21 protein-coding genes, 5 pseudogenes and 1 riboswitch are annotated in these 22,385 nt (G+C 46.2%); of the genes and pseudogenes, 23 read left to right on the top strand and 3 right to left on the bottom strand.

Annotated elements, in window-relative coordinates:
* The first annotated feature begins 34 nt into the window (after positions 1-34).
* From D368_RS18090 to ribT, 9 genes and pseudogenes are all read left to right on the top strand, one after another.
* Positions 35-466 (top strand): peptidylprolyl isomerase, encoded by a 432-nt coding sequence (locus D368_RS18090; protein ID WP_003153363.1) that lies wholly within the window; start codon positions 35-37, stop codon positions 464-466.
* A gap of 149 nt (positions 467-615) precedes the next feature.
* Positions 616-1,107, top strand: coding sequence for a CcdC protein domain-containing protein (locus D368_RS18085; RefSeq protein ID WP_070082052.1), 492 nt, complete (start codon positions 616-618; stop codon positions 1,105-1,107).
* 72 nt (positions 1,108-1,179) lie between these two features.
* Positions 1,180-1,761 carry a signal peptidase I gene (gene lepB, locus D368_RS18080; protein WP_128575027.1) on the top strand — a complete coding sequence of 194 codons (582 nt, stop codon included), beginning with the start codon at positions 1,180-1,182 and terminating at the stop codon, positions 1,759-1,761.
* Positions 1,762-2,008: 247 nt separating this feature from the next.
* On the top strand, positions 2,009-2,353 hold the full coding sequence (locus tag D368_RS18075) for a hypothetical protein (RefSeq protein ID WP_003153366.1): 345 nt from the start codon (positions 2,009-2,011) through the stop codon (positions 2,351-2,353).
* Positions 2,354-2,470: 117 nt separating this feature from the next.
* Positions 2,471-2,617, top strand: a riboswitch (FMN riboswitch).
* A gap of 131 nt (positions 2,618-2,748) precedes the next feature.
* A complete protein-coding gene (ribD, locus tag D368_RS18070; protein WP_128575026.1) occupies positions 2,749-3,864 on the top strand; it encodes a bifunctional diaminohydroxyphosphoribosylaminopyrimidine deaminase/5-amino-6-(5-phosphoribosylamino)uracil reductase RibD in 1,116 nt (371 codons plus the stop codon).
* Positions 3,845-4,492, top strand: coding sequence for a riboflavin synthase (ribE, locus tag D368_RS18065; RefSeq protein WP_007409425.1), 648 nt, complete (start codon positions 3,845-3,847; stop codon positions 4,490-4,492). The genes ribD and ribE overlap by 20 nt, the downstream gene beginning before the upstream one ends.
* 14 nt (positions 4,493-4,506) lie before the next feature.
* Entirely contained in the window at positions 4,507-5,703 is a 1,197-nt protein-coding gene (locus tag D368_RS18060; RefSeq protein ID WP_071391671.1) for a bifunctional 3,4-dihydroxy-2-butanone-4-phosphate synthase/GTP cyclohydrolase II, read from the top strand.
* A 31-nt stretch (positions 5,704-5,734) separates the two neighbouring features.
* Positions 5,735-6,198, top strand: a pseudogene (gene ribH, locus D368_RS18055) (6,7-dimethyl-8-ribityllumazine synthase).
* Between the two features lie 115 nt (positions 6,199-6,313).
* Positions 6,314-6,688: a GNAT family N-acetyltransferase RibT gene (gene ribT, locus D368_RS18050; RefSeq protein WP_003153373.1), complete on the top strand. Its 375-nt coding sequence runs from the start codon at positions 6,314-6,316 to the stop codon at positions 6,686-6,688.
* 65 nt (positions 6,689-6,753) lie between these two features.
* Here ribT and D368_RS18040 read toward each other — a convergent pair whose 3' ends face one another.
* Together D368_RS18040 and D368_RS18035 are read right to left on the bottom strand one after the other, a co-directional pair.
* Positions 6,754-7,275, bottom strand: a complete 522-nt coding sequence (locus D368_RS18040; RefSeq protein ID WP_071391672.1) for a DUF309 domain-containing protein — start codon at positions 7,273-7,275, stop codon at positions 6,754-6,756.
* Between the two features lie 86 nt (positions 7,276-7,361).
* Complete coding sequence (locus D368_RS18035) at positions 7,362-7,451, bottom strand: YjcZ family sporulation protein (protein ID WP_003153376.1); 90 nt, start codon at positions 7,449-7,451, stop codon at positions 7,362-7,364.
* A gap of 207 nt (positions 7,452-7,658) precedes the next feature.
* Between D368_RS18035 and D368_RS18030 the strand changes: the two genes are divergently transcribed.
* The 14 genes and pseudogenes from D368_RS18030 to D368_RS17965 all read left to right on the top strand — a co-directional run bounded on the left by D368_RS18030 (position 7,659) and on the right by D368_RS17965 (position 20,615).
* Positions 7,659-8,414, top strand: a complete 756-nt coding sequence (locus tag D368_RS18030) for a segregation/condensation protein A (RefSeq protein ID WP_007409427.1) — start codon at positions 7,659-7,661, stop codon at positions 8,412-8,414.
* Complete coding sequence (scpB, locus tag D368_RS18025) at positions 8,404-8,997, top strand: SMC-Scp complex subunit ScpB (RefSeq protein ID WP_007409428.1); 594 nt, start codon at positions 8,404-8,406, stop codon at positions 8,995-8,997. The genes D368_RS18030 and scpB overlap by 11 nt, the downstream gene beginning before the upstream one ends.
* An 89-nt stretch (positions 8,998-9,086) precedes the next feature.
* Positions 9,087-9,572 carry a DUF3907 family protein gene (locus D368_RS18020; protein ID WP_003153380.1) on the top strand — a complete coding sequence of 162 codons (486 nt, stop codon included), beginning with the start codon at positions 9,087-9,089 and terminating at the stop codon, positions 9,570-9,572.
* A 112-nt stretch (positions 9,573-9,684) separates the two neighbouring features.
* Positions 9,685-10,835: pseudogene (locus D368_RS18015) on the top strand (D-alanyl-D-alanine carboxypeptidase family protein).
* Complete coding sequence (locus tag D368_RS18010; protein ID WP_003153385.1) at positions 10,823-11,413, top strand: nucleoside recognition domain-containing protein; 591 nt, start codon at positions 10,823-10,825, stop codon at positions 11,411-11,413. The pseudogene D368_RS18015 and the gene D368_RS18010 overlap by 13 nt, the downstream one beginning before the upstream one ends.
* Positions 11,414-11,417: 4 nt before the next feature.
* Positions 11,418-11,954, top strand: a complete 537-nt coding sequence (gene spmB, locus D368_RS18005) for a spore maturation protein SpmB (RefSeq protein ID WP_003153387.1) — start codon at positions 11,418-11,420, stop codon at positions 11,952-11,954.
* Positions 11,955-12,047: 93 nt separating this feature from the next.
* Positions 12,048-12,782: a 23S rRNA pseudouridine(2605) synthase RluB gene (gene rluB, locus D368_RS18000; RefSeq protein ID WP_015388055.1), complete on the top strand. Its 735-nt coding sequence runs from the start codon at positions 12,048-12,050 to the stop codon at positions 12,780-12,782.
* 84 nt (positions 12,783-12,866) lie between these two features.
* Entirely contained in the window at positions 12,867-13,406 is a 540-nt protein-coding gene (gene resA, locus D368_RS17995) for a thiol-disulfide oxidoreductase ResA (protein ID WP_003153391.1), read from the top strand.
* A pseudogene (gene resB / locus D368_RS17990) lies at positions 13,403-15,030 on the top strand (cytochrome c biogenesis protein ResB). Before resA ends, resB begins: the two are co-directional and overlap by 4 nt.
* 18 nt (positions 15,031-15,048) lie before the next feature.
* A pseudogene (ccsB, locus tag D368_RS17985) lies at positions 15,049-16,223 on the top strand (c-type cytochrome biogenesis protein CcsB).
* An 81-nt stretch (positions 16,224-16,304) separates the two neighbouring features.
* On the top strand, positions 16,305-17,027 hold the full coding sequence (gene resD, locus D368_RS17980; RefSeq protein ID WP_003153397.1) for a DNA-binding response regulator ResD: 723 nt from the start codon (positions 16,305-16,307) through the stop codon (positions 17,025-17,027).
* Positions 17,024-18,805, top strand: a complete 1,782-nt coding sequence (locus tag D368_RS17975) for an ATP-binding protein (protein WP_071391674.1) — start codon at positions 17,024-17,026, stop codon at positions 18,803-18,805. The genes resD and D368_RS17975 overlap by 4 nt, the downstream gene beginning before the upstream one ends.
* 190 nt (positions 18,806-18,995) lie before the next feature.
* A pseudogene (gene sigX, locus D368_RS17970) lies at positions 18,996-19,579 on the top strand (RNA polymerase sigma factor SigX).
* Positions 19,515-20,615, top strand: a complete 1,101-nt coding sequence (locus D368_RS17965) for a sugar dehydratase (RefSeq protein WP_458306034.1) — start codon at positions 19,515-19,517, stop codon at positions 20,613-20,615. The pseudogene sigX and the gene D368_RS17965 overlap by 65 nt, the downstream one beginning before the upstream one ends.
* 45 nt (positions 20,616-20,660) lie before the next feature.
* Here the strand turns inward: D368_RS17965 and serA are convergent, their stop codons facing one another.
* Positions 20,661-22,238: a phosphoglycerate dehydrogenase gene (gene serA / locus D368_RS17960; protein WP_003153401.1), complete on the bottom strand. Its 1,578-nt coding sequence runs from the start codon at positions 22,236-22,238 to the stop codon at positions 20,661-20,663.
* Positions 22,239-22,385 lie beyond the last annotated feature (147 nt).

Genomic DNA, 22,385 nt, shown 5'->3' with positions numbered 1-22,385 from the left:
TTTGACAAAAAACAATACGGAAGTAGGAATGAGAATGAAAACTGGTTACATCGAAATGGAAAACGGCAGCAGAATCGAATTTGAACTTTATCCGAATGAAGCGCCTAATACAGTCGCTAACTTTGAAAATCTGGCGAATACGGGCTTTTATGACGGCGTTATTTTCCACCGCGTGATTCCGGGCTTTGTCAGCCAAGGCGGAGATCCGACTGGGACAGGCATGGGCGGAAGCGGAAAAACGATCAAATGTGAAACAGAAGGCAATCCGCATAAACACGAAGCCGGTTCTTTATCAATGGCGCATGCCGGTAAAGACACGGGTTCAAGCCAATTCTTCATCGTACACGAGCCGCAGCCGCATTTAAACGGCGTTCATACTGTATTCGGAAAAGTGACAAGCGGTTTAGAGCATGCGAAAAACATGTCTAACGGAGACAAAATGAAAGAAATCCGTGTAGAAGGATAATGACGGAAAACCCGCCTTTTTCAGGCGGGTTTTTTTATGTATATGAAAATTCTCATGTGTAAATCATGAAAAAATACATATATGAACATCGGTGATCATTCTGGTATAGTGAAAAAGACCGATTACAACAATGAAAAGAGGTAGAAACGTTGGTTCAATTGGCAACCGTTTTATTTGTCATTATCATTCTCGCACTTATGATTTGGTTCAGGGTGAAAAAGGGAAACAGGCCGATTAAAGGCGGCGGCTTCGGCATCATTCTCCCGCTTTTGATTATCGCCGTCATTTTCACATTCAGTATCAGCCAGCTCATGAATATCCCGGGAAAGCCGTTTCATTTTCCCGCTCTTTGGGAGCTCGCCATCGCCGGACTGTTAGGCGCGGTATTCGGTGTCATCATGCTGTCGCAAACCGCCTATGAAATCCGGGAAGACGGCTTTGTCTACTCCAAGCGGAATAAAAACTTTAAATATGTCATTATCGCGATTATTGCGATCCGTATCGCGCTCAGCCAATATTTCAAAAACATTGACGCGGCGGAATTCGCCGTTTTAACGATGGAGCTTGCTTTTGTGTATTTATGTATTTGGCGGATCGGAAGCTTCGTGAAATACCGTAAAATCAGCAGATCCGGCTTATAAAATGAAAAAATGGATGGGGTGCGGGGCTTATTTGCCCTCTGTGCAGGGATTCATGGTAAAATAAAAACGACCATGGCTAATGGGAGGAAATCACTTGAAATCAGAAAAAGAAAAACTTCTAAAAAAAGCGCCGTACTTGATTGGGCGAAAGCCATTATCATCGCTGTCGTTCTGGCACTGCTCATCCGAAACTTTTTATTTGCCCCTTATCTCGTTGATGGAAGATCAATGGATCCGACGCTGCATGACCGCGAGAGAATCTTTGTCAATATGACGGTCAAATACATAAGCGACTTCAAACGCGGCCAGATCGTCGTGCTGAACGGAGAAAATGAGCACTATGTCAAACGGATTATCGGACTTCCCGGCGACACGGTGCAAATGAAAAACGATCAGCTGTATATCAACGGCAAAAAAGTGTCCGAACCGTATTTAGCGGCAAACAAGAACAAGGCGAAGCAAGACGGCTATGACCGGCTGACAGAAGACTTCGGCCCGGTGAAAGTGCCGGATGACAAATATTTCGTCATGGGTGATAACCGCAGAGAATCTATGGACAGCCGCAACGGCCTCGGTCTTTTTACGAAAAAACAAATAGCGGGCACATCAAAATTCGTCTTCTTCCCGTTTAACGAAATTCGCAAGACGAAATAAACCGTACAGGCAGTTTTCTTCATGAGAAAACTGCTTTTTTTATATAAATTTATCTCTCCACCCTCAAAAACAGAACATAAATTCGTATATCTATTTAATAGATAGAAAGTTTTACAGATACATGAAACATCTTCCCTTAATGAAACGTTATATGAATAACTCACGCAGGGAAGAACGGTTTTCTATTCATGAAAAAAAGGAATATGACATAGTAATGAATAGATTGATACGGGCTGGAGGTAGAAAAATGGGAAGAATTAAAACAAAAGCAGCCATTTTACTTGTACTGCTGCTGTTATTAGCGGGCGGTTATATGGTCATAAACGATATTGAACTGAAAGACGTGCCGACTGCAATCGGACAAACCCTGTCCCAGGAAAAAGAAGAATATACAGTCAAAACATATAAAATTACGAAAATCGAAGGAACTGAGTACCACGGTACGGCAGCGAACGGCACAAAAATTATTTTTAACGGCGACAAGCTGAAGCAGGATCTCTCCGATGTGAAAAAAGGTGATAAGATTAAAGCGTACTTCAGCAAATCAAACCGGATTGACGGCTTATTGAAGGTCGTCAAAGTGAACGAATAAATAAAGACGCCTTTTATGGGAAAAGGGCGCTTTTATTTTTCTGAATAATGAGGTGCAAATTCATTGCGCCTGCCGCAAAGGATGTTATAATAGCGGATAAGGACAAAAAATATTGATTGTATCCTTCGGGGCTGGGTGAAAATCCCGACCGGCGGTAATAAGGCGCTTTGCGCTTTACAGCCCGTGACCCGTATGCATCTGTATACGGTGGATTCAGTGAAAAGCTGAAGCCGACAGTGAAAGTCTGGATGGGAGAAGGATGAGAGAAGCTATGCAAAAAATAAACTTACTGTATAGTCTTATTTCCTATGGATTAAAACTGGCAAAGCCCCGAACTGTGTAAACATTCGGGGCTTTTTTGACGCCAAATTGCGTGGAAGAAGGGAGGGATAACGATGGATGAATATTATATGAATACGGCAATAGAACTTGCCAGACGCGGTGAAGGACAGACACAGTCCAATCCTCTTGTAGGCGCTGTCGTCGTCAAAAACGGACAGATCGTCGGAATGGGCGCCCATTTGCAATACGGAGAAGCGCATGCCGAGGTTCACGCGATTAATATGGCCGGCAGACACGCAAAAGGCGCCGATTTGTATGTGACGCTGGAGCCTTGCAGCCATTACGGAAAAACACCGCCATGCGCCGAACTGATAATAAAGTCGGGAATAAAAAGGGTGTTCATTGCTGTGAAAGATCCGAATCCGCTTGTAGCCGGAAAAGGCATCGGAATGCTGGAAGCAGCGGGCATCGAAGTGAAAACCGGACTTCTCAGGCAGCAGGCAGAAGAGCTGAATAAAATGTTTCTTCACTTCATGCGGACCGGACTTCCGTATGTCACCTTGAAAGCGGCCGCGAGCCTTGACGGGAAAACAGCGACCGAAACCGGTGACAGCAAATGGATTACATCAGAGGCGGCAAGGCTTGATGCCCAGCAATACAGGAAATCGCATCAAAGCATTCTTGTCGGAGCAGGCACAGTCAAAGCCGATAATCCGAGCCTGACCTGCAGGCTTCCTGATGCGGTGAAGCAGCCGGTCAGAGTGATTCTCGATACAAAGCTGACCATTCCTGAAACGGCAAATGTGCTCACTGACGGCGCTGCGCCGACATGGATATTTACGGCCAAAGGTGCAGACGTGCAAAAGAAAGACCGGCTGACCGCACTCGGAATAAAAGTTTTTCCGCTGGAAACAGACCGTATTCACATCCCTGAGGTGCTCAGTATTCTCGCTGAAAACGGCATAATGTCCGTTTATGTGGAAGGCGGAGCATCCGTACACGGAAGTTTTGTCAAGGAAGGCTGTTTCCAAGAGCTTCATTTCTATTTCGCCCCTAAATTAATCGGAGGAACGCTTGCTCCCAGCTTGATCTCCGGTGAAGGTTTTCAATCAATGAAAGATGTCCCCCATTTACAATTCACACAAATCACCCAAATCGGGCCGGATATAAAACTGACGGCCATACCTAAAGATGGAAAGGATGGTGACGATGTTTACAGGAATCGTTGAAGAAACAGGCACGATCCAAGCAATCAAAAAGACAGGCCTTTCCATGGCATTAACCATCGCCGCTTCAAAAGTGACAAGTGATGTGAAGCTTGGCGACAGCATTGCGGTAAACGGCATCTGCCTGACCGTAACCGGATTTTCTGACAATCAATTTACGGTTGATGTCATGCCGGAAACAGTGAAAGCCACTTCGCTGAACGGCTTGTCAAAAGGCAGTAAAGTAAACCTGGAAAGAGCGATGTCCGCCAACGGACGGTTCGGCGGCCACTTTGTATCAGGGCATGTGGACGGAACGGCGGAAATTACGCGGATCGAGAAAAAAAGCAACGCGGTCTATTACGATTTAAAACTTTCGCCGGAATTGACAAAAACGCTCGTATTGAAAGGTTCAATTACGGTAGACGGCGTGAGCCTGACGATTTTCGGTCTATCAGACGAAAGCGTGACGGTATCCATCATTCCGCATACCATCTCAGAAACGATTTTTCAGACGAAAACAGTCGGATCAACCGTAAATATTGAGTGTGACATGATCGGCAAATACTTATACCGCTTTTTGCACAAAACAGAACAAACGAAAAGCAATCAAACTATCACGGAAGCCTTTTTAAGCGAGAACGGCTTTTAGAAAGGAAGATCGATATGTTTCATCCGATAGAAGAGGCGTTAGAGGCGCTGAAAAAAGGTGAAGTCATCATTGTTGTCGATGATGAAGACAGAGAAAACGAAGGAGATTTCGTAGCGCTGGCTGAGCATGCCACGCCTGAAGTGGTGAATTTTATGGCGACCCATGGGAGAGGCCTGATCTGCACGCCGCTGTCTGAAGACATCGCCGGCCGGCTGGATCTTCACCCGATGGTCGATCATAATACGGACTCACATGAGACCGCCTTTACGGTCAGTATTGACCACAGGCTGACAAAAACGGGCATCAGCGCTCAAGAACGTTCTTTTACCATTCAGGCGCTGTTGAACGAGGAATCTGTGTCTGACGATTTTCAGCGTCCGGGCCACATTTTCCCCTTAATCGCAAAAAAAGGAGGCGTCCTGAAGCGGGCGGGCCATACGGAAGCAGCCGTTGACCTTGCAAAAGCCTGCGGATCTCAGGGAGCGGGCGTCATTTGTGAAATTATGAATGAAGACGGCACAATGGCCAGAGTGCCGGAGTTAGCCGAAATCGCCGAACGCCACCAGCTGAAAATGATTACGATAAAAGACTTAATAGAGTACCGTTACAACATTACGACACTTGTGAACAGAGAAGTTGATATTACGCTGCCGACTGACTTCGGCACGTTTAGAGTTTACGGATATACAAACGAGGTTGACGGAAAAGAACATCTCGCCTTTGTCATGGGGGAAGTCCCGTTTAACAGCGAACCCGTTCTTGTCAGAGTGCACTCAGAATGCCTGACGGGCGATGTGTTTGCATCCCATCGCTGTGATTGCGGACCTCAGCTTCATGCCGCGCTTGCGCAAATTGCTGAAGAAGGCCGCGGCGTTCTATTGTATTTGCGGCAGGAAGGCAGAGGAATCGGTTTAATCAATAAGCTGAAGGCGTACCGATTGCAGGAACAAGGGTACGACACGGTTGAAGCGAACGAAGCGCTCGGCTTTCTGCCTGATCTGCGCAACTACGGCATCGGCGCCCAGATTCTCCGCGACTTAGGGGTTCAGCATATGAAACTTTTAACCAATAACCCCCGGAAAATCGCCGGCCTCGAAGGATACGGTCTCAGCATTTCGGAACGGGTGCCGCTTCAAATGGAAGCGAGTGAGCATAACAAACAGTATTTACAGACCAAAATGAAAAAACTTGGACATCTGCTCCATTTCTAAAAACAAATCTCACAAAAAGGATGGATAACATATGAATATCATACAAGGAAACCTAGTAGGAACAGGACTTAAAATCGGAATCGTCGTCGGCAGATTTAATGAATTTATAACGAGCAAGCTGTTAAGCGGAGCGGAAGACACGCTGCTTCGCCACGGTGTAGAATCAAACGACATTGACGTCGCTTGGGTGCCGGGAGCGTTTGAAATCCCGTTTGCGGCAAAGAAAATGGCGGAAACGAAAAATACGATGCCGTCATTACGCTCGGCACGGTTATCAGAGGAGCGACAACGCATTATGACTATGTCTGCAATGAAGCGGCAAAAGGCATCGCCCAGGCGGGAACGGCGACGGGCGTCCCGGTTATCTTCGGCATCGTGACGACTGAAACCATTGAGCAGGCCATCGAACGAGCCGGAACAAAAGCCGGAAATAAGGGAGCGGATTGCGCAGTATCTGCCATTGAAATGGCAAATTTAAACCGCTCATTTGAATAATTTGTTGAAAAGCGTTTAAAACCGCGGCGAAAATGATATAATGTGAGAAAACGGATCGCCTTATGTATCCGTTTGATAGGACATGAATGGACATTTTGGATATAGAGGGGTTTTTATGTTAATTCGTTATAAAAAATCGTTTGAAAAGATTGCGATGGGTCTTCTGTCATTTATGCCGAATGAAAAAGATCTCAAGCAGCTTCAGCAGACAATAAAGGACTATGAAACGGATACTGGCCGCCAGCTCTTTCTTTGGAAAGAGGATGAAGATATCGTCGGAGCGATCGGAGTCGAAAAAAAGGACTCAGAGGTTGAAATCCGGCATATCAGCGTGAATCCTTCTCACCGCCATCAAGGAATCGGAAAGCAAATGATGGACGCCTTAAAACGTCTGTTCAAAACGGAGGCACTCGTTCCGAATGAATTAACGCAAAGCTTTTTTGAACGCTGTCAACATCAAAAAGATCAGGATATCTCATATAATAACTGACAAATGCTCCCGGAATCTTCACGGTTTCGGGAGCTGTTTTGATATAGAAAAAGCAGGGCTGACCGTCAGCCTCTGCTTTTTTTTCTTCTCTCCATTTCCCGTTCGCGTTCCTTAATGACATCCGTCCTGTCCCGCAGGCGGTGTTTATGAATAAGAAAGGTATCTGATACGCCGTCTTGCCCCCATGTATAACCCTTTTGGCGGCATTCGGCAAGACATGCTTCTTTCAGGGCTTCATCTGTAATCGGAAGCATAACACTTCTGTAAGGCAGGCCCGCTTCTATATCGTCTGACAGCGTTTCTATCAGCTCAATCAGCTTCGGATGGCTGAGCCCGAGAGAACAGACCGCCTGCTTTTCAGACCGCAGAATACGTAAGCTGTTGGCAATCAGCCGTTTCGCCCCGGCTTCATTTCCCCTGCGCTGGTGATACAGAGCGACGGCAAGCTGAATCAGGCCGACCCAATGAATGCTCCGCTTTTCAGCCGGGCTTTCTTTCCAATATTCCTCTAACAGTTCATGACACTCAAAATAATCTCTTGATGCGTGAAATTCGGCCAAAAAGCCGATATAAGCTTTAGGATACAAGCCGCTTCCTCCTTTTATGCTAAAACCAGTGTACCACAGCGCTATGAAAAGGAAAAAGAGCGGCTTGGTGTCTGAAGCCTGAGGAACTAGCAGATGTAAGATGCTCCTACGACAACGAGCAAAATAAACAGAACGACAATTAATGCAAAACCTCCGCCGAAACAAGCTCCGCTCATGTGAAATCAGCCTCCCTTTGTTTCAAGTTTACACGGCTATCATATGTGCATCCGCCTTTAAAGGTATAGGCGTATATCTTCTTTTTCAGTATTTTCTAAATAACGGAGGACGTGTATAAAAGTATTGGACGAGAGCATTTCGGTGGATTATACTAAAGGGTAGCCAGTTTTTCCGGCAATGAGAGTGATACTGAAAATGGTGAGATAATGGTAGAATATCAAGTGAAAATTGATACGTTTGAAGGCCCATTGGACCTGCTGCTTCATCTGATTAACCGTCTTGAAATCGACATATACGACATACCCGTGGCAACCATTACTGAACAATATTTATTATATGTACATACAATGCAAGAGCTTGAACTTGATGTCGCCAGTGAATATCTGGTCATGGCGGCGACGCTTCTCAGCATTAAAAGCAGAATGCTGCTTCCGAAACAAGAGGAAGAGCTGTTTGAAGACGAAATGCTTGAAGAAGAAGACCCTCGGGACGAGCTGATTGAAAAGCTGATTGAGTATAGAAAGTATAAAACCGCTGCGAAGGATTTAAAAGAGCGGGAAGAAGAAAGACAAAAGTCATTTACAAAGCCGCCGAGTGATTTAAGTGAGTATGCAAAAGAAATCAAACAGACCGAGCAGAAACTGTCGGTGACCGTTTATGACATGATCGGCGCGTTTCAAAAGGTGCTTCAGCGTAAAAAAATCACGCGGCCGAAAGAAACGACCATTACAAGGCAGGAAATACCGATTGAAGACAGAATGAACGAAATCGTAAAAAGCTTAAAAACGGCGGGGAGAAGAATAAACTTCACGGAGCTTTTTCCTTCTCGGCAAAAGGACCATCTCGTCGTGACGTTTTTAGCAGTCCTGGAACTGATGAAAAATCAGCAGATTATCATTGAACAGGAAGAAAACTTTTCAGATATATACATTACGGGGAGTGAATCCATTCATGGCGCTTGATATCGTGAATTGGAAAGCGATTGTGGAAGCCCTGCTGTATGCGGCGGGTGATGAAGGGCTGACCAAAAAGCAATTGGTGACGGTGCTTGAAATAGAAGAAGCGGAACTGGCCGGAATCATGGAAGAAGTGGCCGCTCAGTACAAGGAAGACGACAGAGGCATCGAGCTTACCGAATATGCGGATACGTATATGCTTGGAACGAAAAAAGAATTCGTGCCTTATTTGAAAAAACTAATCGAAGTGCCGTCAAAAGGGCTGTCACAGGCTTCTTTGGAAGTGCTGGCGATCGTTTCGTACAAGCAGCCGATCACACGGGCGGAAATTGAAGATATCCGGGGCGTGAAGTCTGAGCGGATTCTGCACAGCCTCGTGTCAAAAGCGCTGCTGTGTGAGGTGGGCCGCGCCGACGGTCCCGGCCGGGCGATTTTATACGGCACGACACCGGTATTTCTTGAACAATTCGGCTTAAAAACATTGGAGGAGCTCCCGCCGCTTCCTGAAAATGCGGAGGAAGACGTTCTCCAGGAGGAAGCCGATTTATTCTTTGAAAACTTCAACCAAACTTTTGAGGATATTAAATAATAACCGTTTTTCATCATACGATAGTAGGGAAAGGCCATTGATGAATGACGCAAATGACGACGTACAAGAGAGGAAGGAAACGGACGGAAATGGGAAATTCGATTGTGAGGGCCCATACTGAAGAAACTGGTGAATTTTTAGCCGAGGTTGTCACGATGGTCAGCAGCTATTTAAATCATACAACATTGCCGGAGATGCGGGCTCAAGGAGAGGCGGATGAGGCATACTGCCGCGACGTGCTCAGTGTGCTGAGGAGGATGACCGTCTTTTGCGAAGGCGCCCAGGAAGCCTGCCGGCGGCTCTTAATGCAGGAGCCGTTTCATGAGGTGAGAGCGGAAAAAACGCTGTATAAAGTGTATCATCAGTGCGTGGAAGAATTTTTCATGCCGAAAAAGGATACATGGTACGAAAACAGCCGCGCCGCTTATACAGGCCAAAGCGCGATTGAATTCTACCAGCAAGTGCCGGACTCGCTGCGGAGCCTTCTGCTTTCGCTCAGCAGTGAATTTCTGCGCATGCGGGAAGAATTGGCGCAATATGAAGCATCAGGCTCAAATATGGCATCAGTCAGATAAAAACTCTTCCTTTTGGGAGAGTTTTTTTATGTGAAAGTGATGCAATTGGTATTCATAAGTCATGGACAGGCGCATAAACTTGTACAAACCCACAACAAGGACGTGAGCATTCATGCGCTTTCTCAAAAAAGCTGCCGTATTTCTTTTGACTTTTGTTATTCTTTTTTCCATTACAGACGGCAATACGGCACATGCCCAAATACATGTCAGCGCAAAAAAGCGCGATTATTATCGACGGAGCATCTGGCAGGGTGTTATTCGCCAAGGATGAACATCATAAGCGGCGGATTGCAAGCATTACGAAAATCATGACGGCGGTGCTGGCGATTGAATCAGGGAAGATGGAAGAGACCGTGACGGTTTCCCCGAATGCCGTAAAAACGGAAGGCTCAGCCATTTATCTTCAGCCGGGACAAAAAGTAAAGCTGAAAGATCTCGTTTACGGGCTTATGCTGAGATCAGGAAATGACGCCGCTGCGGCAATAGCTGAATATGTCGGCGGAAGCCTTGACGGTTTTGTATTTATGATGAACAAAAAAGCCGAGCAAATCGGGATGGAAAATACAAAATTTCAAAATCCGCACGGGCTGGACGACCATGAAAATTTATATTCAACGGCGTATGACATGGCGCTTTTGACTAAATACGCGATGAAAATCAAGGAATACCGGACCGTTTCAGGCACAAAAGTGTATAAGGCGGAAACGATGGACCGGGTATGGAAAATAAAAACAAGCTTCTGACTGGGCTCTACCGTTACAGCACAGGCGGAAAAACGGGTTACACAAAAATCGCGAAACGGACGCTCGTTTCGACGGCCTCAAAAGACGGAACGGATCTCATCGCGGTCACCATAAATGATCCGGATGACTGGGATGACCATATGAATATGTTTAATTATGTCTTTGAGCACTATAAAACCTATGTCGTCGCTAAAAAAGGCGGCATCCCGAAGCTGAAAAAGACGTTTTACGGAAAACACGCTTTTATTGCCCGGGATGTCAAATATTTATTAAAAGAGGATGAAATCGACGATGTAAAAATCCGCACAACCTTAATAAAACCGAAAAAAGCCTGGAAAAAGGATGCCTCTCTCATTCCTGATGTCGTCGGCCGGATGACTGTTATGCATGATGGGAAAGTGATCGCCAAGATTCCCGTCTATTATGAAAACGAGCGCCATAAAAACCGAAAAAGCATTTCATTGAGACGTTTACGAGCCTGTTTATGAGCGCGGCGGGCGGTTCGTCATGGTCAATTTAATCTGGGTATGTCTGACGGTAATCGGACTTGTCTTTGCGATGTTTAACGGTACCTTGCAGGATGTGAATGAAGCCGTTTTTAAAGGAGCGAAAGAAGCGGTTACGATCTCGTTCGGATTAATGAGCGTCCTCGTCTTCTGGCTCGGCCTGATGAAAATAGCCGAGCAGTCCGGCCTTTTGGATATATTCAGCAGAATGTGCCGCCCGTTTATCTCTAAGCTGTTTCCCGATATTCCCCCTGATCATCCGGCGATGGGATACATCTTATCAAATCTCATGGCAAACTTTTTCGGACTGGGAAATGCGGCGACACCGCTCGGCATTAAAGCCATGGAGCAGATGAAAAAGCTGAATGGAGGTAAGTCTGAGGCCAGCCGTTCCATGATTACCTTTTTGGCGGTAAATACTTCGAGTATTACATTGATACCGACAACCGTCATTGCCGTGCGCATGGCTTATTCGGCGAAATCACCGACCGATATCGTCGGGCCGACCATCTTAGCGACTTTAATTTCGGGAATCGGCGCGATTTTCATTGACCGCTACTTCTGGTACCGCCGCAAAAGAAAAGGGAGGTAAGCGAATGGAAATGGTGAATTGGCTGTCTTTAGCCATGATTCCGATTATTATCGCCGGTATATTGATATACGGCACGATCAAAAAAGTGCCGACGTATGAATCATTCGTTGAAGGCGGAAAAGAAGGAATTGAGATTGCGTTTTCCATCATTCCGTATTTGGTCGGGATGCTGGTGGCGATTACCGTATTCCGGGCCTCAGGCGCGCTGGATTTTGTCATGGGGCTGTGCAAGCCTTTCTTTACAGCGCTCGGCATTCCCGCAGAAGTCGTGCCGCTTGCTCTGATCCGCCCGATTTCGGGGACGGCGGCGCTCGGCATGACGACAGATCTGATCGCCGTGTACGGGCCTGATTCATTTATCGGCAGACTGGCCTCGGTCATGCAGGGATCGACTGACACGACGCTGTATGTCCTGACGGTGTATTTCGGGGCGGTCGGCATCAAAAAAATGGGGGATGCTTTAAAGGTTGGTCTTCTTGCTGATCTGATCGGGGTGGTTGCATCAATCATCATAGTTACGTTATTATTTGGAAGCGCCTGAAATCAGGCGCTTTTTATATATCAGAATAACTCCCCTTGAAAAAGCTTGTTTGTTCAAGGGGAAAAAAGTAAGATTATACTTGAGGTGAACGACATGGAAAGACTGCAAAAAGTTATTGCTCATGCCGGCGTGGCATCACGCAGAAAGGCAGAAGAGCTGATAAAAGAAGGAAAAGTAAAGGTGAATGGAAAAGTAATAACAGAGCTCGGCGTAAAAGTGACCGGTTCTGATCAGATTGAAGTAAACGGATTAAAGGTGGAGCGGGAAGAACCCGTGTACTTTCTGCTTTATAAACCGAGAGGAGTGATCTCAGCAGCTGATGACGACAAAGGGCGGAAAGTGGTGACCGACTTTTTCAAAGAAGTGCCGCAGCGCATTTATCCGATCGGCAGGCTTGATTATGATACGAGCGGACTTTTATTGCTGACAAATGACGGCGAGTTTGCCAACAAACTCATGCATCCGAAATACGAAATTGATAAGACGTACGTCGCCAAAGTGAAGGGAATTCCTTCCAAGGAACTTCTGAGAAAGCTTGAGCGCGGCATTCAGCTTGAAGAAGGCAAGACAGCGCCGGCCAGAGCGAAAATGCTTTCCCTGGACAAAAGAAAGCAGACGAGCATTATTCAGCTGACGATTCACGAAGGCCGAAACAGACAGGTCCGCCGCATGTTTGAGGCGATCGGTCATGACGTGCTGAAACTCAAACGTGAAGAATACGCATTTTTAGATTTAAGAGGTCTGCGCACAGGAGACGCAAGAGAATTGACGCCGCATGAGGTGAAAAGGCTGCGGGCTTTAGCTGAACACGGTAAAAACGCTTTCTAATTTTCACATAACCTTCAAAAATTACAAAACGTGTAGATGATATAATTGAATGGATTTGCAGACAGGGGAGGGGAGCAGTGTACAATGAACAAAAAACGGCGGCGTTTATTCATTCGGACCGGCATCCTTCTCATCTTACTCTGCGCGCTCGGATATACCATCTATAATGCCGTTTACACAAACGGAGAGCGTATATCTGAGGGGTCCAAAGCCCCGAATTTCGCGCTGAAAGATACAGAGGGCAGACTCATAGAACTGAGTCAGTTAAAAGGGAAAGGTGTTTTTCTGAATTTCTGGGGAACGTGGTGTGAGCCGTGCAAGCAGGAATTTCCCTACATGGAGAATCAATACAAGCATTTTAAAGACCTCGGTGTCGAGGTGGTTGCGGTAAATGTCGGCGAATCAAAAATTGCAGTACATAATTTTATGAAAACATACGGCGTCAATTTCCCGGTTGCGCTCGATACTGACCGGCAAGTGCTGGATGCGTACGGCGTATCACCTATTCCGACGACATTTTTGATCAATCCCGACGGAAAAGTCGTAAAAGTGGTGACCGGCACGATGACAGAACGCATGGTTCATGACTATATGAATTTAATTAAGCCGGAGGCGTCTTCATGAAAAAGGTCAAATGTGAATGCGGGCACGTGAATCCAGCCGGGACGGTTTTGTGCGAGTCGTGCGGGAAGCCGCTTGATGATCAAAAATCGCCGCTTGCCGATATGCGGTACGACGGCAGCGCAAGGCGTTCGCAAACATATAACAAAACAATCGTAGATAAGGTATGGAACTTCTTTTCTTCCGTAAAAGTCGGAATATGGCTGATTGTCATTACTCTGGCGGCATCTGCTTTCGGCACGGTTTTTCCGCAGGAAGCTTATCTGCCGCCGGGCGCCCAGCCGGATACATATTATGAACAGCAGTACGGCATAATCGGCCAACTGTATTATTTGCTGGGGTTTCATCACCTGTACGGCTCATGGTGGTATATGCTCCTGATCGCATCCATTGGCATATCACTGGTCATCTGCAGCCTGGATCGGGTGATTCCTTTGTACAGGGCGCTGAAAAATCAAGGAGTTCGGCGGAATCCGGTCTTTTTGAAGAGGCAGCGTCTATACAGCCGGACAGAAACCGAGCTGAGCGGGGATGCGGCTGATGGCCTCAGAACACGATTGAAAAAAAAGCATTATAGAGTGCGAGAACAAGAGGGAAGCATCCTGGCGGAAAAAGGCCGTTTTTCAAGGTGGGGACCCTATGTCAATCATATCGGCCTGATCATTTTTCTGATCGGAGCCATGCTGAGATTTGTACCCGGTATGTATGTCGATGAAACGCTCTGGGTCCGTGAAGGCGAAACCGCCCAGATCCCCGGTACTGACGGCAAATATTACTTAAAAAACAACCGGTTCACGATGCAGACATATAACAAAGACACTGAGAAAAAAGTATTCGCCGACGCCATTGATAGAGCCGGAAACGGCAAAGTCGCCAAATCCTTCACAACGGACGCGGTTCTGTACAAGAGGGAAGGCGACATTGTATTCGGTGAAAAGCCGAAGCTTAAAAGAGTCAAAGAAAACAATATCCGCGTCAATGAACCGCTGCGCTTTGACTCCTATTCTGTGTATCAGGTGGACTATAAAGAAAACCAGCTCGATCAGATGGTATTTCAGCTGATCGACCAAAAACAAAACAGTCATTCGGCAAACTGAAGATCAATCTTCTTGATCCCGACACGGACTACGATCTTGGTAACGGTTACAAAGTGCAGATCGCCAGTTATCTTCCTGATTTTTATTTTAACAAGGACGGAGAACCGAGCACGAAAACGAAGGTTCCTAACAATCCGGCTTTTGTCTTTAAAATCACGGCTCCCGACAAGCCGAAAGGGGAGAAAAGTTTTGTTGCGATTCAGCAGACTGTTGAAGGTTCCGAAAGTAACAAGTACAAATTAAAATTCGACCATGTGGAAACAAAAAACATTACAGGACTCACCGTCAGAAAAGACTTAACCTTATGGGTGCTTGCCGTCGGCGGCGCGATCTTTATGATCGGCGTCATTCAAGGGATGTACTGGCAGCACAGAAGGATCTGGATCAAAACAGGTGATCATGAAGTGCTTGTGGCGGGACATACGAACAAAAACTGGTTCGGTCTGAAAAAGGATATCGAATTTGTTCTTAGCGGGACCGGGATTCAAGAGCCGGCCGATCAAAAAGAATTGGCCAAAAATCAGGCCTAGTGAAAAAGGAGTGGTGTCATGGCGGAGCTGAGCGCAAATTTTCTTTATGCTGCCTTTTTGATTTATTTAATTGCCGTCCCGGTTTTCGGCGGCGCCATCCGGGGAACAAAAGGTGCGAAGGACGGTAAGGGCCGCTGGTCGGCTATCGGAATCACGTTAACCATTTTCGGATTTCTTTGTCATCTCGGCTATTTCATTGCGAGATGGTCGGCAAGCGGACATGCGCCTGTCAGCAATATGTTTGAATTTACGACGTCATTCGGCATGATGCTTGTTCTCGCTTTTATTATTATTTACTTTATTTACAGACTGCCTTCATTAGGCATGTTCACATTGTCTATCGCGCTTTTGCTTATCGCATATGCAAGCATGTTTCCGACAGACATCACGCCGCTTATTCCGTCACTGCAGAGCAATTGGCTGTACATTCACGTCACGACGGCGGCGCTCGGGCAGGCGATTCTTGCGATCAGTTTTGTAGCCGGCGTCATTTTCCTGTTAAAGCATGTCGACCAATCCAGACCGGGCAAAAAAACGTTCTGGCTTGAAGTCATCATGTTTATACTCGTGACGACCGTGGCATTTATCGCCGTCACGTCGGCATTCCGGCTGGCGGACTACAAAGCAGAATTTAATTGGGTGGATAAAAAGAGGCCAAAAGCGTGATGATATATGATATGCCTGCGCTTGTCGGCCCGCATGACGGAGAACTGCTTACGGAAGGCGCAATGAAGCCGCTTATTGAGCTTCCGGCCATTTTTTCAGGCAGAAAGGTCAATACGGTGATCTGGTCGTTTGGCGCAGGTCTCGTTTTATACGGGGCGCTCAGGCTGATATTCAGAAAGAGAATCAGCGCTCTTATAAGCCCGCTCGTCAAAAATGTGAATCTGGACTTGGTCGATGAAGTCGGCTACCGCGCTGTTTCCATCGGTTTTCCGGTATTCACACTCGGCGCGCTTGTGTTTGCGATGATTTGGGCGCAGCTTGCATGGACGCGTTTTTGGGGCTGGGACCCGAAGGAAGTATGGGCGCTGATCACCTTTCTATTTTACGCAGCGTATTTGCACTTGCGGCTGTCAAGAGGCTGGCATGGCGAAAAGTCCGCGTGGCTTGCCGTCATCGGCTTCGCTATTATTATGTTTAACTTAATTTTTGTGAATCTTGTGCTTGCCGGACTTCATTCGTACGCATAGATGCAAAAAGCCGATACAGTTCTCAAGCTGCCGCACAGTTTGTTAAAATGAAAGTAACAGAAGGAAAGCAGGGGGAAAACGATGGATCAAACAAATGAAACTAAAATATTAGTAGTAGATGATGAAGCCAGAATTCGACGCCTTTTAAGAATGTACCTTGAACGGGAAAACTATGTGATTGAAGAAGCGGAAAACGGAGACGAGGCCATTAAAATGGGGCTGGCATCAGATTATGATCTGGTGCTCTTGGATTTAATGATGCCGGGAACGGACGGAATAGAAGTATGCCGGCAGCTCAGAGAAAAAAAAGCGACCCCGATTATCATGCTGACGGCAAAAGGGGAAGAAGCCAACCGCGTCCAGGGATTTGAAGCAGGTACGGACGATTATATCGTCAAGCCTTTCAGCCCGAGAGAAGTGGTGCTTCGGGTAAAGGCGCTTTTAAGAAGGGCTTCCCAAACATCTTATCTGACAGCCAATACCCCGACAAAAAATGTGCTCGTCTTCTCGCATCTATCCATTGATCACGATGCTCACAGGGTGACTGCGGACGGCACGGAGGTGAGCCTGACGCCGAAGGAATATGAACTGCTGTACTTCCTGGCGAAAACACCGGACAAAGTGTATGACAGGGAAAAGCTTTTAAAAGAAGTGTGGCAGTATGAATTTTTCGGAGACCTCAGAACAGTGGACACTCATGTCAAACGGCTCCGTGAAAAATTAAACAAAGTGTCCCCGGGAGCGGCAAAAAAAATCGTCACCGTCTGGGGAGTCGGATACAAATTTGAGGTAGGCGCTGAATGAAGTTTTGGAAAAGCGTAGTAGGAAAGCTTTGGTTTACCATTCTTTCACTCGTGTTAATTGTTTTATTTATTTTAACGGTGCTGCTTCTGGAATTTATAGAAAATTACCACGTTGAAGAAGCGGAAAAAGATTTAACGCAGCTTGCCGATAAAATTGCGGTCATAATAGAAAATCATGAAGACCAGCCGCTTGCCAGATCCATCACGTGGGAACTGGCGGACAATTTAACGAGCATCGCGATCATTCAGGATGATAAGCATGTCTGGTATTCGCCCAATGACGATAATCATTTATCCTCTATTACATTAGAGCAGATTAAACATGACCGGGATCTGCACAAGGCGCTGACAGACCGCAATAAAGTAAGCAAACGCGCGGTCCCCAAAAATGCCGGTTCGGATAACGAACGGCTGATCGTCGGAGTGCCGTATGAAAAAGACGGCAAAAAAGGCATGGTCTTTTTATCCCAATCGCTGCTTGCCGTCAAAGATACGACGAAACATACGACACGCTATATTTTTCTTGCGGCGGGCATTGCCATCGTCTTGACAACGTTTTTCGCGTTCTTTTTATCCAGCAGGGTGACATATCCCCTTCGGAAAATGCGGGAAGGCGCCCAAGACTTGGCGAAAGGAAAGTTTGATACAAAAATTCCGATTCTGACCCAAGATGAAATCGGGGAACTGGCCATTGCCTTTAATCAGATGGGACGGCAGCTCAATTTCCATATTAACGCGCTGAATCAGGAAAAAGAACAGCTGTCCAATATTTTAAGCAGTATGGCAGACGGGGTCATCACCATTAATATCGACGGCACCATTTTGGTGACCAACCCGCCGGCCGAACGTTTTCTGCAGGCATGGTATTATGAGCAGAACATGAACATTAAAGAAGGAGACAACCTTCCCCCTGAAGCAAAAGAGCTATTTCAAAATGCAGTGAACACGGAAAAAGAGCAAATGATTGAAATGACGCTTCAAGGAAGGTCATGGGTTTTATTGATGTCGCCTCTTTATGCGGAATCACACGTCCGCGGCGCCGTGGCCGTGCTCCGTGATATGACCGAAGAGCGCAGGCTGGATAAATTGCGTGAAGACTTCATTGCCAATGTCAGTCATGAGCTCAGAACCCCGATTTCTATGCTGCAGGGATACAGTGAAGCAATAGTGGACGACATTGCAAGCACCGAAGAGGAGAAAAAAGAAATCGCGCAGATCATTTATGATGAATCTCTTCGCATGGGCCGGCTCGTCAATGATTTGCTGGATTTAGCCAGAATGGAATCCGGACATACGGGTCTGCGCTATGAAACGGTAAACCTGCATGAATTTCTGGAGAAGATCTCCCGCAAATTTTCTGGGGTAGCGAAGGAAAAAGGCGTTTCGCTCACAGAGGACATCTCGGTGTCTCAGCCGGAGTGTGTCTTTGACGAAGACAAAATGGAACAGGTGTTTACCAACCTTATAGATAATGCGCTGCGCCATACGGAGTCAGGCGGAAGCGTTCATATCGCGGCTCAGACCGTAAAAGACGGACTGAAAATCGATATCAAAGATTCCGGCTCGGGAATACCGGAAGAGGATCTGCCTTTTATTTTTGAACGTTTTTATAAAGCGGACAAAGCAAGAACAAGAGGCAGGGCGGGGACCGGACTCGGACTCGCCATCGTAAAAAATATCGTGGAAGCCCACGGCGGCTCAATTGCGGTTCACAGCAGCATCGACAAAGGGACGACGTTTACATTTTATATTCCGACAAAAGCGCAGGATGACGTCTGAAATTGACGAACAATCTTGTTCCATACGAAACACCCGCAGAACATGCGGGTGTTTTTTGTTTGTTTCTCCTTTAAAAATTTAAGAATATGTTAATATAAATTCCCTTCCAAATTCCAGTTTCTCGTAATATAGTTGTAATGTAACTTTTCAACGCATTTTTACGACAAAAAAGTGAACGGAGGGGTTTCCCATGGAAGAAACCTTTCAGATATTATACGATGCATACCATCAAGATTTATATCAATTTTTATTTTATATGGTAAAAGATAAGTCGCAGGCTGAAGATTTGACGCAGGAAGTGTATATCCGCGTCTTGAATTCCTATCATACATTTGAAGGAAGAAGCAGTGAAAAACATGGCTGTTGTCCATCGCACGCCATGTGGCGATTGACTGGTTCCGCAAGCAGCAGACGATCAGACAGCGTATTATGGGTACGTTTGATTGGGATACACAAGATGTCAGAGATCAGCATTTGCTTCCGGACGAACTCGCCGTACAGCATGAAAATGTCCGGGAAATTTATACCGCGCTTGATCATTGCACCATTGATCAAAGAGCTGTTATTATCTTGAGATTTATTCAGGGATATTCCATTCAGGAAACAGCCGCCGCTCTCCGCTTCTCGGAAAGCAAAGTCAAAACGACCCAACACAGAGGGCTCAAAATACTTCGGAAACAGATGGAGCTTTTGAGGGAGGAGCTAATGGATGATGAAGTCATATTGGAACGAAGAAAGAGTAGAGGAGTTGTTAAGACAACTTCCGGCGGTTAGAGATCATCGTTCACCCGAGGCCATTTACCGGAATATTGAAACGGGTAAACCGTACAGGAAAAAACCGGCCCGAAGCTGGATCGGCCCCGCCGCAGCCGGCATCTGCGCATTGTGCATCGCTCTGATTATTTCTCCTCACCTGATGACAAACAAATTTGCCGGTGATCTTACAGCTGACAGCGGTCAAGCTGAAAAAGCCAGTCAGTCAGCTGCTGTCAAGCCGGATCAGAAGACGTTTGTCGTTTCTAACGAAAACAAAAACAATTACATTACTTTGGCGTTTGCCGATTCAGATACATCCGCCGTCATTCCGGTCAGTTTTGAAAAAAAGAAGCCTGACGAATCGGTTTCAGAGGCATTATCTGATGCAGAAAACTTAGAAGTGCCCGAATCTTTCCTTTCTGTGCCGAACCTTTTGGACGGTGTGCAGGTAACGGCGGATAATAAGGATTTGCTTGTGCAGGTAAACGGACGTCTTTCTATCGAATCAGCTGCCGATGCTGACTTATTGAAAAAGATGCTGAAAGAGACTTTGACATGGAGTCCTTACGAGCGGATTAAATTGAAAAAGGTTCAAAACGGAGCCGGACAGGATTTTTATAAATCTTACGGCATTTCCGCTGAGATGTCCGTACATAAACAGACAAACCGGGCGTATTTTTCTTACAGCGACAGTCTGGGACAAGAGTATCTCATCCCGTCTGAACAAACCTATTATTCAGTATATCAGGCTATTGACGGGATGAAGACAACAGACGGAGGCTCACAGACCGCGAGCATTATAGAAGCAGATGCGATTGCATCGGTATCGGAAAGGGAAGACGGCGAGCAGCTGCGGATCCAATTGTCCGAAAAACATAAAGTTGAAGATTCGCTGGAAGGCATTTTAATGATCGAAGGGCTTTTGTTAACCGCGAAGGAATTCGGTTATTCTGAGGTGCTGTTCACACATGCACACGCAAAGAAAATCGGTAATTATGATGTGACAAAACCGATTGCTGTGCCTGCCGCGCCTAATCCGCTTCCGACCCATTAAACGTAAAAAACCCAAAACATATGAATGTTTTGGGTTTTCTGTTGGTTACGGAAGGTCAATCAGTTTAACGGAAACAATATCCTGAACTGAAGTCAGCTCATTGACGACTTTATCATCTAAATGTTTATCAAAAGAAAGCATCATAATGGCTTCTCCGCCTTTTTCTTTACGGCCTACCTGCATGGTAGCGATATTGATATCGTTATCGCCGAGGATGCGTCCGACGCGTCCGATTACACCAGTCGTATCCTGGTGCTGGATATAAACGAGGTGGCCGGCAGGATTTAAGTCAATATTAAAGCCGTTCAGTTCAACGATTCGTTCACCGAAGTGAGGGATATACGTAGCCGTTAACGTAAATGTGCTCCGGTCTCCGGTTACTTTTACGCTGATGCAGTTATCATATCCTGATTCATTGGAGGAAATCTTCTCGCTGAAGCTGATACCGCGTTCTTTTGCTACACCGCCGGCGTTCACTTCATTGACCGTTGAGTCTACACGCGGTTTTAAGAAACCGGACAGCAGGCTTTTTGTAATAAATGATGTTTCAAGTTTGGCGATGGTGCCTTCATATTGAATCGCAACATCTTTGACGGGTTCCTTCATACATTGTGACACGAGACTTCCGATTTTATCGGCAATTTGGTGATAAGGCTGGATTTTTTTGAATTCATCTTTCGTCATCGCAGGCAGGTTGATCGCTGACATGACAGGCAGACCTTTTGCAAACTGCAGCACTTCTTCAGAAACCTGTGCCGCGACATTCAGCTGTGCTTCTTTCGTTGAAGCGCCTAAGTGAGGTGTGGCGATCACCAGCGGATGGTCGGGAAGCTTTGATTCAACTGGCGGTTCCACTTCAAACACATCAAGGGCAGCGCCTGCGACATGGCCGCTTTCCAGCGCTTCCAAAAGCGCCGCTTCATCAATAATGCCGCCTCTTGCGCAGTTGATAAGACGGACGCCTTTTTTCGTTTTGGCAATGGTTTCTCTGTTAAGCAGTCCCTTTGTTTCCTTTGTTAAAGGCGTGTGGACGGTAATGATATCCGCGCTTTCAAGCACTTCTTCGAATGTCCGGCTGTTTACGCCGATTTTGCCGGCTCTCTCTTCGGTTAAGAAAGGATCGAATACATGAACCGTCATACCGAACGCTCTGGCGCGCTGGGCAATCTCGCTTCCGATCCGGCCCAGACCGACAATGCCTAAAGTCTTTCCGTAGAGCTCCGCCCCGACAAAAGCCGTCCGGTTCCATTCTCTTGATTTTACTGAGATATTGGCTTGCGGGATGTGTCTCATTAATGAAGAAATCATCGCGAATGTATGCTCTGCCGTTGAAATGGTGTTTCCATTCGGCGCGTTTATCACGATAACTCCATGTTTTGTGGCCTCATCAATGTCGATGTTGTCTACGCCGACACCGGCTCTGCCGACGATTTTTAAAGAAGTCATCTTTTTAAACAATTCTTCGGTTACTTTTGTGGCACTGCGGACTAACAGGGCATCAAAGGTATGTAATTCATCTTCTGCATCCGCGACGTTTTTTTGAACAATTTCTATAAAGTCTGATTCCATCAGCGGCTTTAAGCCGTCATTGCTCATCTTATCTGAGACCAAAACTCGAAACATTGTTAGATTTCCTCCTAGTTTAGCTGACTAAATATCTGATAATTTATCATATTCTTAATAGAGTGTCAATGTGTATTGACGCAGTAAAGGAGAAAAGGAAGCCGATAATTCAGTTAAAATGGGCATCATCAATATTTTATATAAAAT

It is taken from the genome of Paenibacillus lentimorbus NRRL B-30488 (assembly GCF_000411595.1).
GTDB lineage: Bacteria > Bacillota > Bacilli > Bacillales > Bacillaceae > Bacillus > Bacillus velezensis.
Note: the sequence above shows the minus strand (reverse complement) of the source record. Positions and strands in the feature narration are given on the sequence as shown.

Excerpts from the sequence above, each read along its gene's own strand:
- D368_RS18030 (WP_007409427.1), top strand. The coding sequence starts at position 7,659 with ATGGTAGAATATCAAGTGAAAATTGATACGTTTGAAGGCCCATTGGAC.
- ribD (WP_128575026.1), top strand. The coding sequence starts at position 2,749 with ATGGATGAATATTATATGAATACGGCAATAGAACTTGCCAGACGCGGT.
- ribE (WP_007409425.1), top strand. The coding sequence starts at position 3,845 with ATGTTTACAGGAATCGTTGAAGAAACAGGCACGATCCAAGCAATCAAA.
- resD (WP_003153397.1), top strand. The coding sequence starts at position 16,305 with ATGGATCAAACAAATGAAACTAAAATATTAGTAGTAGATGATGAAGCC.
- lepB (WP_128575027.1), top strand. The coding sequence starts at position 1,180 with ATGGCTAATGGGAGGAAATCACTTGAAATCAGAAAAAGAAAAACTTCT.
- spmB (WP_003153387.1), top strand. The coding sequence starts at position 11,418 with ATGGAAATGGTGAATTGGCTGTCTTTAGCCATGATTCCGATTATTATC.
- scpB (WP_007409428.1), top strand. The coding sequence starts at position 8,404 with ATGGCGCTTGATATCGTGAATTGGAAAGCGATTGTGGAAGCCCTGCTG.
- D368_RS18010 (WP_003153385.1), top strand. The coding sequence starts at position 10,823 with ATGGTCAATTTAATCTGGGTATGTCTGACGGTAATCGGACTTGTCTTT.
- D368_RS18020 (WP_003153380.1), top strand. The coding sequence starts at position 9,087 with ATGGGAAATTCGATTGTGAGGGCCCATACTGAAGAAACTGGTGAATTT.
- rluB (WP_015388055.1), top strand. The coding sequence starts at position 12,048 with ATGGAAAGACTGCAAAAAGTTATTGCTCATGCCGGCGTGGCATCACGC.
- D368_RS18090 (WP_003153363.1), top strand. The coding sequence starts at position 35 with ATGAAAACTGGTTACATCGAAATGGAAAACGGCAGCAGAATCGAATTT.
- serA (WP_003153401.1), bottom strand. The coding sequence starts at position 22,238 with ATGTTTCGAGTTTTGGTCTCAGATAAGATGAGCAATGACGGCTTAAAG.
- D368_RS17975 (WP_071391674.1), top strand. The coding sequence starts at position 17,024 with ATGAAGTTTTGGAAAAGCGTAGTAGGAAAGCTTTGGTTTACCATTCTT.
- D368_RS17965 (WP_458306034.1), top strand. The coding sequence starts at position 19,515 with ATGATGAAGTCATATTGGAACGAAGAAAGAGTAGAGGAGTTGTTAAGA.
- D368_RS18060 (WP_071391671.1), top strand. The coding sequence starts at position 4,507 with ATGTTTCATCCGATAGAAGAGGCGTTAGAGGCGCTGAAAAAAGGTGAA.
- D368_RS18035 (WP_003153376.1), bottom strand. The coding sequence starts at position 7,451 with ATGAGCGGAGCTTGTTTCGGCGGAGGTTTTGCATTAATTGTCGTTCTG.
- ribT (WP_003153373.1), top strand. The coding sequence starts at position 6,314 with ATGTTAATTCGTTATAAAAAATCGTTTGAAAAGATTGCGATGGGTCTT.
- resA (WP_003153391.1), top strand. The coding sequence starts at position 12,867 with ATGAACAAAAAACGGCGGCGTTTATTCATTCGGACCGGCATCCTTCTC.
- D368_RS18075 (WP_003153366.1), top strand. The coding sequence starts at position 2,009 with ATGGGAAGAATTAAAACAAAAGCAGCCATTTTACTTGTACTGCTGCTG.